At 41.7% G+C, this 14126-nt stretch carries 13 protein-coding genes; 11 read left to right on the forward strand and 2 right to left on the reverse strand.

Annotated features, from left to right (window positions below):
* A partial coding sequence (gene ilvC, locus Q0Q74_RS13125; RefSeq protein WP_294431564.1) for a ketol-acid reductoisomerase occupies positions 1 to 1168 on the reverse strand: 1168 nt, incomplete at its 3' end.
* A gap of 332 nt (positions 1169 to 1500) precedes the next feature.
* Here ilvC and Q0Q74_RS13130 point away from each other — a divergent pair.
* From Q0Q74_RS13130 to Q0Q74_RS13180, 11 genes are all read left to right on the forward strand, one after another.
* Positions 1501 to 1731, forward strand: coding sequence for a hypothetical protein (locus tag Q0Q74_RS13130; protein WP_294431566.1), 231 nt, complete (start codon positions 1501 to 1503; stop codon positions 1729 to 1731).
* A 219-nt stretch (positions 1732 to 1950) separates the two neighbouring features.
* Positions 1951 to 2379 carry a 50S ribosomal protein L13 gene (gene rplM, locus Q0Q74_RS13135; protein ID WP_294431580.1) on the forward strand — a complete coding sequence of 143 codons (429 nt, stop codon included), beginning with the start codon at positions 1951 to 1953 and terminating at the stop codon, positions 2377 to 2379.
* A 12-nt stretch (positions 2380 to 2391) separates the two neighbouring features.
* Entirely contained in the window at positions 2392 to 2787 is a 396-nt protein-coding gene (rpsI, locus tag Q0Q74_RS13140; protein ID WP_294431567.1) for a 30S ribosomal protein S9, read from the forward strand.
* Between the two features lie 90 nt (positions 2788 to 2877).
* Positions 2878 to 3327 carry a regulatory protein RecX gene (locus Q0Q74_RS13145; protein WP_294431568.1) on the forward strand — a complete coding sequence of 150 codons (450 nt, stop codon included), beginning with the start codon at positions 2878 to 2880 and terminating at the stop codon, positions 3325 to 3327.
* Positions 3328 to 3330: 3 nt separating this feature from the next.
* A complete protein-coding gene (locus tag Q0Q74_RS13150; protein ID WP_294431570.1) occupies positions 3331 to 3936 on the forward strand; it encodes a response regulator in 606 nt (201 codons plus the stop codon).
* On the forward strand, positions 3933 to 4988 hold the full coding sequence (locus Q0Q74_RS13155; RefSeq protein WP_294431572.1) for an SPOR domain-containing protein: 1056 nt from the start codon (positions 3933 to 3935) through the stop codon (positions 4986 to 4988). Before Q0Q74_RS13150 ends, Q0Q74_RS13155 begins: the two co-directional genes overlap by 4 nt.
* 107 nt (positions 4989 to 5095) lie before the next feature.
* Positions 5096 to 6727 carry a hypothetical protein gene (locus Q0Q74_RS13160; protein WP_294431573.1) on the forward strand — a complete coding sequence of 544 codons (1632 nt, stop codon included), beginning with the start codon at positions 5096 to 5098 and terminating at the stop codon, positions 6725 to 6727.
* Positions 6728 to 6852: 125 nt separating this feature from the next.
* Positions 6853 to 7782, forward strand: a complete 930-nt coding sequence (locus tag Q0Q74_RS13165; RefSeq protein ID WP_294431574.1) for an Rpn family recombination-promoting nuclease/putative transposase — start codon at positions 6853 to 6855, stop codon at positions 7780 to 7782.
* Positions 7783 to 8277: 495 nt separating this feature from the next.
* A complete protein-coding gene (locus Q0Q74_RS13170; RefSeq protein WP_294431575.1) occupies positions 8278 to 8715 on the forward strand; it encodes a hypothetical protein in 438 nt (145 codons plus the stop codon).
* 68 nt (positions 8716 to 8783) lie between these two features.
* On the forward strand, positions 8784 to 11477 hold the full coding sequence (locus tag Q0Q74_RS13175; RefSeq protein WP_294431576.1) for a hypothetical protein: 2694 nt from the start codon (positions 8784 to 8786) through the stop codon (positions 11475 to 11477).
* A 93-nt stretch (positions 11478 to 11570) separates the two neighbouring features.
* Complete coding sequence (locus tag Q0Q74_RS13180) at positions 11571 to 13865, forward strand: hypothetical protein (RefSeq protein ID WP_294431578.1); 2295 nt, start codon at positions 11571 to 11573, stop codon at positions 13863 to 13865.
* A 49-nt stretch (positions 13866 to 13914) separates the two neighbouring features.
* On the opposite strand, the gene Q0Q74_RS13185 is transcribed toward Q0Q74_RS13180, so the two are convergent.
* Positions 13915 to 14126 (reverse strand): hypothetical protein (locus tag Q0Q74_RS13185; protein WP_294431579.1); only part of this gene is annotated, 212 nt, incomplete at its 5' end.

Below are 14126 nucleotides of genomic sequence, written 5' to 3' on the forward strand. Positions count from 1 at the left end.
CATAGTAAGCGCTCTCCTCTTTGATTCCTGCGTCAACCATTGTCTCGAATGCAAGTTCACAGCCGGCTTTAACCATTGCAACCATGAGGATTCCCTTGTCGAAGTATTCCTGTTCTGTGATTTCTTCTTTTGATTCTTCTGTCTTTTCGAATGCAAGACGACCTGTTTCTTCACGCCATGCAAGAAGGTCTTTGTCTCCGGCTTTCCAGTCTTCCATCATTGTTGATGAGAATTTGCCTGAGATGATGTCGTCCATGTGCTTCTGATAGAGTGGAGCGAGGAGCTTTTTGATTTCTTTTGAAAGCTCGTTTGCCTTGATTTTTGCAGGATTTGAGAGACGGTCCATCATGTTTGTGATACCGCCCCATTTCAAGGCCTCGGAAATTACATTCCAGCCGTGCATCAAGAGTTTTGTAGCGTACTCAGGAGCGATTCCCTCAGCAACCATTTTGTCGTAGCAGACGATTGTTCCGGCCTGGAGCATACCGCAGAGAATTGTCTGCTCGCCCATGAGGTCTGATTTAACTTCTGCAACGAATGATGATTCAAGAACACCTGCTTTTGAACCACCCATGCCTACGGCCAGAGCCTTTGCATAAGCCCAGCCTTTTCCTTCCGGGTCGTTTACAGGATGAACTGCGATGAGATCAGGAACACCGAATCCGCGCTGGAATTCGTGCCAAACTTCTGTACCTGGTCCTTTTGGAGCGCACATAACGACGGTGATATCCGGGCGAATCTGCATTCCCTCTTCAATCATGTTGAAACCGTGGCTGTACCAGAGAGCTGAGCCTTTCTTCATGCGTTTCATAACTTCTGAAATTACATTTGTGTGCTGCTTATCAGGAGTAAGGTTTCCGATGAGGTCAGCTGTGGGGATAAGCTCGTCGTAAGTTCCGACTTTGAAGCCGTTCTCTGTGGCGTTCTTCCAAGACTGGCGTTTCTGAGCGATTGCCTCTTCGCGGAGAGCGTAAGAAACATCCAAACCTGAGTCACGGAGACAGAGGCCCTGGTTCAAGCCCTGTGCACCACAACCTACGATTACGATTTTTTTGCCTTTGAGAGCGTTAACTCCGTCAGCGAATTCTTCTTTTGCCATTGAGCGGCAGTGACCGAGCTGCAAGCGAGCCTCGCGCCACGGAATAGAATTGAAATAGTTGTTACCCATTTTTGATTTCCTCTTAAAATTAATTTGTGATTATTATAATGATTTTTGTTAGTGAGTAAAGTGCAATAATTTAATTTTATTGTTGATTAAAACACAATATTGCATAAGGGAACCAGTCGTGAAATTGAGTAGCGGGCGTTGCGGGCGGCGATTGAGCCCGCAGAAGGGGTAGCGGAAGACACCGCAAAGCGGGCTGACCTTGCGGTTCGAGCACAGCTCTCACCGAGACTCGCCTAGAAACTCGTCTCACGAGTTTCTTCGCCTTACGGCGACCGGCTCCCTAGGAAGGCTTTCCCCCTTGTACTTTTTTGCTTTTCTTCTATAATAAACACATGTTTACAATTATTTTCGGAATTGCCTGCATCGCTTTTACTGTTTTTGCCTGTCTGCCTGCCGGCGTGGGGCTCAGCTGGGGCGATGAAATTATCTTCTTTTTAAAAGGTGCCATGCCGGTTCTTGCGGCTTTCGTCGGCCTTATCGCCATTCTCATTGGCATCGCTGATTTCCGTGACCGTCAGGAAGCCAAGCGCGAAGAAATGGAAGCCATGAAGAATGAGGAGTGAGCAGTTAAAAAATTGCACATTGCTAACTGCTAATTGCTAACAAATTTTCTAAAAGAAAGCGAAATTCCATTTGGAATTCTATTGATTAAAAAGAAATAAAATTCTAATATATTAGTCCCCGTATATTCATTGCAGACGACTGCTCATCGTTTGCAAATGCGTCAAACTGGAGATGCAAACCAGCAAAGCGCAAAAGAATCTATATTGAAGGTTAAAAAGATGAAAACCATTTTCGTTAAAGACTATGAACAGAAACGCGATTGGTATCTTATCGATGCGGAAGGAAAACCGCTCGGTCGCGTTGCAGCAAAAGTAGCTTCACTCCTTCGCGGAAAGAACAAGCCTACTTACACACCGAACCAGGAAATGGGTGACTATGTTGTCGTTATCAACGCTGACAAAGTTGCTGTTTCTGGAAACAAAAGCACAGATATGCTCTATCGCCACTACACTGGTTTCGTTGGTGGTCTTCGAAGCGTTTCTTTTGAAAAATTGATTGAGCGCCACCCAACTCGTCCGTTGGAGCGAACAATCGCTGGTATGCTCCCTAACGGCAAACTCGGTCGCCGTCTCATGGGCAATGTTAAAATCTATGCTGGTTCAGAGCATCCACATGCTTCACAGAACCCAAAAACAATCGAGCTTTAATAGGAGTCTATCATGGCAGTAAAAAATATTGCAATCGGAACAGGACGAAGAAAAACATCTGTTGCCCGCGTATTTGTTCGTGAAGGCTCAGGTAAAATCGTTGTAAACGGAAAAGATGTTGCTGAGTATTTCCCAGTAGAAGCTGAAGTTCGCATGGTTCATCAGCCACTTCTCGTTACAAACTACGAGAACAAATATGACATCTTGATCAATGTTCAGGGTGGTGGTCTTAAAGGTCAGGCTGCAGCTTGCTTGCACGGAATCTCACGCGCATTGCTTCAGGTTGATCCGGATGCCCGCACATCTCTCAAAGCAAACGGCTTCCTCACACGAGACAGCCGAATGGTAGAACGAAAGAAGTACGGTCAGCGTGGTGCTCGCCGACGCTTCCAGTTCTCAAAACGATAATTTTCATTTTCGTTTATTACACGCCTGCTCAAAAAGCGGGCGTTATTTTTTTATGGAAGTTTACCGTGTGCGGCATGGTAATGGCATTTTATGGACGAAACTGTAAAGGCTGCTGTTCAGGCGGCGGCCCGTTCTCTGGCTCGATGTGAGCAGTGCAGGGCTGGTTTGGAGCGCAAACTTATTCAAAAAGAATTTGACGCACAGACAATAAAATCTGCCCTCGATTTTCTCGAAGAAAAAAACTATCTCAATGATGAGCGTTTTGCCGCCAGCTGGATTCGGACTCATTGTGCCTTCAGACCTCAGGGGCGAATCCGTCTTGAGCGTGAATTGTGTGTTCGCGGGGTGTCTCGTGAAATCGCCAGGAACGCGGTTGATTCTTATTTTGAGACGGTTGATGAACTGGAGCTTTGCGAACAGGCGTACCAGAAATTGCTTCTGAAAAACAAAAGTGAGCAAAAAATCATGAAAGCACTTGCGGATTACGGATTTTCATATAAAATAATACAACAGGTATTTAAAAATAACAAAGAAGGCTAGTCTGTGGCTCAGTGCGAAGGAAAGACCCTAATGTATTCTGCGCTCGAAGTTGCAAAACTCTGTGGCGTGGTTAATCAAACTGTTATCAATTGGATAAAAAACAATCATCTCAAGGCGTTTAAGACTCCAGGTGGTCAGTTCCGTGTGTACCCAAAAGATTTAGTGGAATTCATGCTTTCCAGAAACATTCAGGTTCCTGCCGAACTTCGCTCTCTGTGTCCGAATTACTCGCTTTTTCCGAACAGTCTTCTTATTGTTGATGATGACCGTGGTTTCAATACTGTCGTTGCCCGCTTTATGGAAAAAAGGGTGTCTTCGCTTTCAGTTTTTCAGGCTTTCGATGGATTTGAGGCAGGCTCTCTCATGGTCGAAAAGCAGCCCGATCTTGTGATTTTGGATCTGGACATTCCGGGAATCGATGGCCTTGACTTGTGCCGCCGCATTCAAGACACTGACCGCTTTGGTAAACCTGAGATTATCGTGATTACGGCACTCGAAAGTGATGACCTTGAAGAAAATGTCAAAAAGCTTGGAATTCACTCATTCTTGCGAAAACCGATTGATTTAATAAAACTTGCTGAAATCGTGCAGGGAATCTTTAAAAAATGAAAAAAACGCTTTTTCTTTCTATTGTATTGGTACTTTCCTTTAATTCCGCTCTTTCTGCTCAGACTAAGAGCCTTTCGGCAAAATCTCTGATTGATGCTGCGTCAAAAAAATCTTCCGTTTCGGATTCTGTTGCTTATCTCAAAAAAAATGCTGAATCGCTTACCGTAAATGCGGAAAAAAGGGCGGTTTATGCGATTCTTGCGGCAATTCTTGAACAGCAGGGGCAGTATGCTGAAGCCCAGAAAACTTATGCAAAAGCGGCTTCGATTCAGGGCAGCGCGGAAAGCGGAGTTGCCGGCGTTCCGAATAAAAATTCTGAGGAACTGGCAGTTGATGCGGTTCGTTGTGCTTTGTGCGCCGGGGATTATGCAAGTGCGGACAGCTATTTGAATTCGTCAGTCAGAAATTCAAAAGATGAAAAAATCCGGGCATTTGTCAAACTGTACGAGCAGTGGAGCATTCTCTGCAAGGCAAAAAACACGGCTGACACAAAAGAAAGCATTGCGATGTTAAAGACTTATTCCACGCTTGATTCAATGAAAAGCGTGCGGCCTTCTGTGCTGCTTACCCTGTGGCATTTGACCGGCGAAAGTCAGTTTTCGGAAAATCTCAAAAAAAATTACCCGAAAAGCATGGAAGCGGCGATTGTAAAGGGTGAGGTTCAAACTTTGCCGACTCCTTTCTGGTATTTTGTTCCGAGAAACGGCGTGGATTTGCCTGAAATTTCAGAAAATCTTCCTGTCGAAAGCGGAAGTGTTGCCTCTGCTTCAAAGGAATCTGCTGAATCTGCAAAGCCAGCACCCAAAGCAGAAAAGCCTGCGTCAAAATCAGAAAAAATCGTTCGTCAGCAACTGGGGCTTTTCCGCGAGGAAGCGAACGCAATGGCCCTTGTTGATAGGGTAAAAGCGAAGGGCTTTAAGGCCGAAATCACTACGGAAGTGCGTCCAAGCGGAACGAAATATTTTATCGTTGTGGTGAACGAAAATTCAAAGGGAACGGTCGGTGAAGAGCTTCGTACTGCCGGATTTGAATGTTACCCGGTTTTTGAATAACTCAGATTTTAAAGATTCCATAAATTCTTGCCGATACTCATAGCATAGAAATTTCTTTTGAAAAATACATAAAACTGCGTTAGATTTTTGGTGGAGTTGTCGAGCAAGTGCGAAAGTTATTTTGTGCTTTTTTCATAACATTTTGCTTTTCTCTTTTTGCACAGGAATCAGAAGAACTTGATTCTGAGGAATCTAGTTTAGTTTCCGGCTATGACAGCTATGGAAATTATGGTGTTGCAAAGCCAGAAGAACAACCTGAAGAAGAAACCGATGTAAGCCAGGACTATCTTGCAAAATCAGCTACACCAGTAAATGCGGTGGGCTGGACTCGTGACGGTAAATATTTCGCCACCAGCTGGAATAATTCGGTCATTCTCTGGAACGCAGGTTCAAACACAATCGCGGCCGTTTATTCTAATTCAGTCAGCACGGACTCAAATCCACTGGCAAATGTTGTATCTTTACAGTTTACAAGCGACGGACGGTACATGCTCAGCGTCCGTGATGACAACACGGTTTTGATTCACAGTGTCGGCACAACTTCTGATTCAACCTTAATCAACGGAACAGGAAAATCTATCCCGGATGCGGTTTATGCTGGTGATTACAAGATAATAATCGCGCTTGACGGACAAAATCTGTATGAGAGCTTCAGACTTGCGGAAACAGGGCAGCATATAATAGAAGAAAAACTTGATTTGGCTGACGGCGTATGGACATTGAGTTCTAGCCCAAACGGAAAGCGCCTTCTTGTAGCGAGTGAATCTGGCGTTGTCCGCCTGATTGACACAACTTCATGGGAAGAACTTGCCAACTATTCACGATACACGCTCACAAGAATCAAACCGAGATTTGCTCCTGATGGAGTTCATTTTGTATCCGCACAAGACCCGAACACACTTATCGTTTCATCGACACATGATGAAAGTGATTATTTTGTTCTGGAAGACAGTGCTGGTTTTGCCTTTACGGCTGATTTTTCAAGCGATTCTTCAAAGATTGTTGCAGGCCTCAATTCTGGATTCGTAAAGATTTATGACATTGCTTCCGGCATCGAGGAAAACAGCTTCCAGCTCATGTACGGCGACAGTGCGAAGAGCCTTGCTTTCAGCCCAGATGACCAGTATGTAATCATCGGTACGGAAATGGGCTATATTTACCGATGGGTTTTGAGCGGCGAGCCTTTCATTCCGGAAGACGAAAGAATGCCTGAAAACGGCCTTGATAACGCGCTCGTACTCAGCATGGGTTATGGAAGATTGGGCTCAAGTTACTACATCGGAAACGGCATTTTTGATGTAAGCTACAAAAACTACTTCAGACCACCATTTTTCTGGGGTGCAGGCGGTGCGTTTGCTCTGGGCATTCCCGGAAGCGAATTCCCGTATACCTACTTTGAGGGCGGTGAAGCCTTGAAAGCACCATATTTGTACACTTTGTCAGGCGGTGCAAGCTTCGGACTTGTTTATTACAACAGACATTATGACCTGCATGTTTTCAGTGAAGCAGGCTTGGGCAGCAATATTCGGATTTTGTACAACAACAGCCTGTCATACCCACATACAAGCAAACTCGTTTTTGGAGTCTATGCCGAAATGCTTGTCGGCGTGCAGTGGAAGTGGGCCAGACTCTGTGGCGGCGTTCAGTATGATACAAATCAGCACTGGCTTTCAAAAGTGCAGCTTGGTGTCGCCATGCCAATCCGTGCATTCAGACTAAAGAAATCTCGCTCGAACTAATCAACTGAGTAATTATAACAAAATATTATCTGTGGACATTGCCGAAAAGTGACTTTTTTTTCAAATAAATAAATGCATGGGGAAAAGAACTCCTTGTGCAAAATTTATTGAAAAAGGAGTCATTTATGGCACAAATCGAAAATTCACCCCCAAAACGCGATTACAAGAGCTCACTCTTCGTGAATATGTTCGGGCGGAATGTGAATGCAAAGGAACATTTTCTCTCGCTCTACAACGCAATCCACGACACGAACTTCAAAATCGGCGAGGTCGAGATAAAACCGGTCATGCTGGAAAATGTAGTCTACAACAACATAGAAAATGATGTGTCTATGGAAATTAACGACAGCATCGTAGTACTCGCGGAACATCAGAGCACAATCAACAACAACATGCCGTTTCGATGTCTTGAATATCTCGTTGCGCATTACAACCGATTCTACACCGACAACGACAAGTACAACACGAAAGAAATCAAATTGCCCCGCCCGGAGTGCTATGTTTTCTACAACGGCGACGACGCTTTCCCCCAGGAAAAAATCATGCGGCTTTCCGACGCGTTCAAGGAAATCAAGCAAGCGACAAACTTGAAGGATTTGCCCGAATCGCTATCGCTCGACCTGACAGTGAAAATCTACAACATCAACAAGAACGCGAATCACCCGATTCTCCAGAAATGCGAGCCTCTTCTTGCATATTCAAATTTTACGGAGTATGCTAGAATAGGAAAGCAAAACGGAGAGAAGAATCCCCCGAAATACGCGCTCAACAAGTGCAAACACGGAAATCTTCTCACCGAGTATTTCAATAATCTGAGCAGGGAGGAACAGTCCATGATTTTCGGTGAATGGGACCAAGAGAAGTTCATACAGGTACAAAAGCAGATTGCCGCAGAAGATGCAACCGAAGCCAACAAAATCGCAAATGCGAAGAATTTGATTCACATGAATCTTGGTTCTCCAGAGCAAATATCTCAGGCCGTTTCTCTCCCCCTTGAACAAGTGCTTGCGCTCAAAGAAGAGCTTTCGCAACAAACCATCGCTACCACAAACTAATCAACTCTCTGCCGCAGTTCCTCTCTCTACAAAAGTCGTTTTTTCTCAAGTTTATTTATATTCATGCCGATAATACAAAGTGGAGAACTTTATTGTTTTCTATGCTATTGAAGATAGACGCTTTTTTGTTGAAAAAATAGAAAAATGCGTTATCTTTTAAGAATGTATCTAAATGCGTTTTAACTGGGTGGGAACGGGGTTAGAACTGCATAGCAGATGCAAATCGCGGTCTTTTTATCGCTGTTTCGTATGTGTTTATGCACTCTCTAAGTTATTATCTTATTGGATTTGCCATCGGTTGGACGATTCTTCTATATAATATCGCAGCAGTTCAAATCCACGGCAAATTTTACAGGGGCAATTTTGGGGCTTCGTACTGATAACACGCTTATCAGCACGGGCTTTAGGAATATGAAAGGGACATCCGCTTTTGTTCTCATTCTCAGCTTTCTCGTCTGTTTGTGTACGCTTTCGTGCGGGCACTCGGTGGAGGATATGCTGGGGGAGTATAACGGGGGATTTAGGGAAGGTTATGCGAGTGTTGCTGATTCTAAAATTACAACCCGACCTCTGGAACCAGGAGATGAGGGCTGGAATGAATCTATGCTGCTTTATGAAGAGTATTTTCTTTATGATGATGCAATGCTCATTTTAGCTACGCCAAAAGGCTGTTCGAATATAGCGTGGACTTTTTATGATCCTGATAATGATTTTAACCGCGTTCCTGTTTTGATACGAACGGGAACAGATAGTAACGGAAACATAACATATTTTAAAGGGTCGATATATACGGGTGAGCATCTCACTTTGTATGTACCAGAGTCGGGATTGACAGGACCAAAGACCTATCAATTACAACTAACAATAGTAAAAGGAGGGAACACATACACAGATAACTGCGGTATCGTGGTTTATCAGCGATACGACCGCTAAAACAAATTAGTGGAGAGATTACAAGCTAAAAGAAGAAAAAAAATCTACTTATACAAATGGAGGTAAGTATGAAACATCTTTCAAAATTAATTGCTATTGCAATATCTTTGGTCATGTTTGGCTTCTTCGGATGTTCAGACATTTCAACTGATGACAAAGCGTATGTAAGCAGCGGTGTGATTGATGGAAATGTAGCAACAAAATCAATCTCGCTTGAAGCTGAGGCAGATGATAATGTAATCATTTTCTCTAAATCAGAAGAAGCTCGTACAATTTTGCCAAATGCTGTTTCGGCAGACACTTTAAAATTCTATCTTGTTTTTCAGGACATGATAAACGATGAGAATCCAACAGGCGAATATGTAACATTCACAGCAGATGCAACTGCAGATGCTGCTGGTTATACAAAAGGTACAATTACAAAATCTTTCAAATTGTCAAATTATACTTTCAAACTCTATGCAATAACAGCTGCAATGTCAGCAAAACTTACTTCAGATAATACGACTGTCACTGCTACAGAGGTTTCTAAGTATGCCTCTTATGTCGGCTATGCAAATGCAGATTTGCGTTACAAAGATGTTGTTACTTTCCACATGAAGCCGAATACAAGTTCCTCTGGAAAAGGCCGGGTTGATATTACAATCCATAATGCGGATGACTGGGTAATTCCTGTAAAATATCAGGTTACTGCAGGTTTGTATAAAATTGAATCTGACTATAAAGATACCCCTGTATATCCAATGACTGGAACAACTGGAGCAGCAAAAGAAATTTACACTTACAATGCGGCTGCAACCGGAACACTTAATCCAGCAACGCTCTCTTTCATAAGAACTGCTGATGCAGCATCGTATGATGTTCCAGCTGGTGAATACAATCTTATTGTCGCTTATTGTCATCAGCCTGATGAAGCAGGTACTACAAAAGCTGCTTATATATATAGTGAAAAAGTCATCGTTTTGATGAATGAAGAAACTAAAGCTGATGTATATATTCCTGATATTCTCGAAAAGGCTCCAGAGGCACCTTCAAACTTGACAGTTGCTTATCAAAATCCTGCATCAATTGAGACCGCATACTATCCAGTTCAGTTTATGTGGAGCGATAACTCAAGCACAGAGCGTGAATTCTGGTTACAGATTAAAGAGTATAAAGATGATAATTATTATAAAATTCCTACAAGTGATGCAGAATGGAATGCCGCGACAACTTCTGTAAGTGTCAATACATATACAAAGCTTGCAATGCAGAACTCTTCATACTACATCAGTGGTTCTTTGAATAAAAACAGCAACTATGTAACTATGTATTTCCCTCTTGGTGCCCGCTTTATTGCCCGTCTTTGTGCTTCTAACGATGCAGGTCAATCTGCTTATACTTATGTAACTTGGGCAGAAATTGGCACAAAATATAAAAACGCCGAAAATGTAGAGGAATCTGTAGCACGCTATACTGCTGTAGCAAGTTCAACTACGACAGGTACAAGTTCTGCAACAAATGACCCATGGACTGTTTTTGATAATAATATCACAACAATTAACCGATTCCGAATTACTTATGATTTGAATGGTGGAAAATTCTATACTAGTGCAGCCGAACCAGAAAACCTTACAAATCCACCTGCATTAGTTCATTATGCAAGCCAGTACACCAAAATGTCTACAGATGCAACACCTCTTCCAATTGAATCTACAGAGGCACATGTAATTCTTAGTCCAGATGGCTTTACAACACAAAAATGGTACAAGGATTTGGCAGGTCTCACTGAAACTGAAACGGCTGTTGCAATCACTCTTGCAGATGACGGCAATTACTGGGACAAATGGCTTGTTGATAATGATAATGGTACTGCTTATGATCAGACTGTTACCTATCTAAGTTATGATACCACTGAAGAAGATAAAGTTCCGACTGGTGCAGGTTTTATTGGTAACATAAAATACTTCCCATATAATGTGACAACTGATAATACTGCGGCAACTGTTGCACTTGGTTCACAGCCAACAAAGGATACATGGAATACAACAACATCAGGCAAGTACTCAATCCCGAATCTAAGTTCAGCTCATAACACTTATAAAGAAGGTTCTAATCCAGAAACTTACTATGAGTTCTACCGAGTTCGTAAAGCAGTGTCTGCACTTTATACAGGCTACAAAAACCTCACTCTCGTTGCACATTACGACACAACTAAGGTTTTGAATGTTGTCGTTGAAGACATCCATGTTTATGAGCTTAAACAAGACGCACTCAAAATTGCATTCGCAAAAGGTTCAACAGCTGTAACCTCAACTGCTATTAATGCTGTAGAAGATTCTTCTTCAAAAGCAGTTATAGGAAACAAAGTAACCACGGTAAAATATGTAAACACTATACCTGTTGCGGCCGATAATACCGTCGCCCCTCCTGTTGCGGCTGTTGAAGGCCTTGGTGGCGTACTCGAAGTTTCTTTGAGCAAGGTCAATAAAATTACATTTACGGTTGACACTACTGTCGCAAAATTCCCTGTTCTTACTTACACTGAGGCGACAAACACGATTTCTTCAGCTGATGGAACTTATGACAATGTTCATTTGAAGATTTCCAAAATTGGTTCTTCAAAAACTCTCGTAGATCAAGACTGGGATGCTTCTAAAAAATGGGATGTTGCTTTAAGCACCTGGACAGAAGGTAACTATCTCATTGAATTTACTGCTACAACAAGCCAAATGCCTAGTGCAACTTACAGCGTTGTAACTGTATTGAAAATCACTGACTAATTGTTTTGGCTCTCTGCTTTGCAGTGGGGGCTGAACACCTGTCTGATGCCGATGAAAAAAAATCGGCATCAGACATATTTTTCTGATAATTTTATGAAAATTTTGCATCTTGAAGATATAAAAAAAATTTCTCTGCACTTAATGGCTGTTCTTGTAATGGCTGTTGCAGTTATATGTTCTGGATGCGAACATATTGTAGATGATTCTGCAATTGTCATAAAGAAAGCTGATTTAGTATATTTCAATTATCTCACGATGAATGTCGTTTCTGATGACGGATTTCTCCTATTTAATTATGCCTCACAAGAAAACCCGCTGGACGCAACCAGAACGATTATTCCTGATTATGATGCGTCAGATTTCAAATATTATCTTATTTACAAGGATATGTATGGCGGAACATCATGGCAATTAGAAAAAGACATTGAATTTGTTCCTACTTCATCAACAACTGGTACAATAACAAAAACATTTTCGCCATCTTACTATGCGTTTTATTTGTACGCCCTTTCACCAGAACGCGCCCAGCTGTGGGAAAGTGCAAATATAAGCACAATAAATGAAAGCTCTTTAATAGCTTATGCCTCTTTGAAAGCTCATACATATATCGATTTAAATAATTCATTGTCACTTACATTTCATCTTAAGGTAAATGATTATTCAAACGGTAAAGGTGGTTTCGCTGTTAGCATAAATCATGTTGACGATTGGACTGTGGATACTTCTTACAGAATCACGGCTGGTCTATACGATTTAGCAACGAACGAACTTGTTTATCCTGCCCAAGCTGAGGTTATTAAACCTTATGGCGTTCATGGCGGTGGAACGGTTTCAAATTATGTCTTTAAAACACCAACTGCAAATTCTGTTGCTACGGGTATATACAGTCTTGCAATAATCTACGAACATTCTTCAAACGGCATAGTCGTATCAGAATGTACTTACAGTGAGAGAATTAATATTTTGATGAATCAAGTTTCAACTGGTGAAATGAATATCCCGTATTTTCTTGATGAAGTTCCGGAAGCACCGTCATGTTTGATTGCGGGGTATAAAGAGCCAGAAGATTCTTCAAGCGGATTTTATAGTGTTCAGTTCGCATGGTGCGATAATTCAAACATAGAACAATACTTTAAGCTTCAGTTGATTGAAATAAAAGGTAATTCTCTTATTACTCTACCACAAAATGATTCGAATTGGACTTCGCTTCATGTCTCTTATGGTACAAGTGATACACTAGCGGGTCTTTCTGTTACTGGAAATAACAATGCTTACACAGAAAAAGGCACTTTATACAAAAATACAACTTCGGTTGAACTCAATTTCCCGCTTGGAAAACGATATATAGCAAGATTGTGTGCCTCAAACCATGTCGGAGATTCTGATTGGACTTATCTGATTCTTCCACAGACAAGCACTTATACTAATCCTTCTGATGTCTCTCAGACTGCTTCTTTGGATACAGAATATACTTGGTTTGATGCTGATGTACAGGCAATAAATCTCTATCGTGTTTCTTATGTGCTTGATGATGGAGCTTTTGACGCTTATGACAACAATGGAAATGCAATAGAACTTCCTTCTAAGGTATTCTATAAAAGCCAGCACTATTCAAGCGGTATACCGATTTTGATTCCTGACGGAGTTACGGAGAACTCATATCTTGCAGAGGACGGAACAATCTCTGTTCAAAATGCAACATTGACTCTCAAAACAGGTCTGGGCTACTGGTCTGACTGGAAAGGTATCACTTATAGTACTCAATATGTTTCAAGTGGTTCGGACTTTATCAGTGGGGTTTATTATTACGAATATGACAGTGATTCTTCATCTTATGTGAAACTTGCAAATCAACCGACTGACGGTGATGATTGTTCAGTGTATTATTTAAGGAAAATTTCTGTTGCTGATTATACTGGATATGAAAATATATCGTATATTGCAGAATACGATGAAACTTTACTAGATTTTACAGAATACGAGTTAAAACCAAAAAATATTTCGATTCTTTTCATGAAAAATGGTGAGTGGGTTTTAAATGTTGAATCTGGAACGACATTCTCTGATAATGATAATGACGGATATTACACTCTTGCTGACGGTGCTAGTGAGAGTATTTTGACGGTTTCGCTTTCAAATGTAGATGTTATTTATTTTGGAATTAACGACAATGAAACTTATGAGTATTCTTCAGTCACACTTACAGCAAGAAAACTAAACGGAACAAATTCACAGTTTTTGGATAATCAAGTTTACAATGTTCAAAAACAGTGGTCTATCCCACTTACCTCAATGGATTTGGGTTACTATTTGCTGAATTTTGATGCAAGTGTTCCTGCATTGGGAAAATCTATGAGCTACGCAGTCATATTGAACTTGGTAAAATAAAAAATTCATTGCAATAAATGTACATGTTTATTGCAATGAAATGATTAAATTATGATAGATTTTGTATTTCCTCAACTGAAAGACCGACACCTTGTGCAATTTGTTCTACAGGTAAGCCCATTTGAAGAAAACGCCTTGCTGTTTCAAGAGCCTTTTTTCGTTCACCTTCTGCAAGTCCGGCAGCATGTCCGTTATTGAAAGCGTACTTTTCGCGGGAGATGCAGTCGTGGACAAATCTTTCGTAGCCGAACTGGTTTTCCC

The organism is uncultured Treponema sp. (assembly GCF_946187725.1).
Lineage (GTDB): Bacteria > Spirochaetota > Spirochaetia > Treponematales > Treponemataceae > Treponema_D.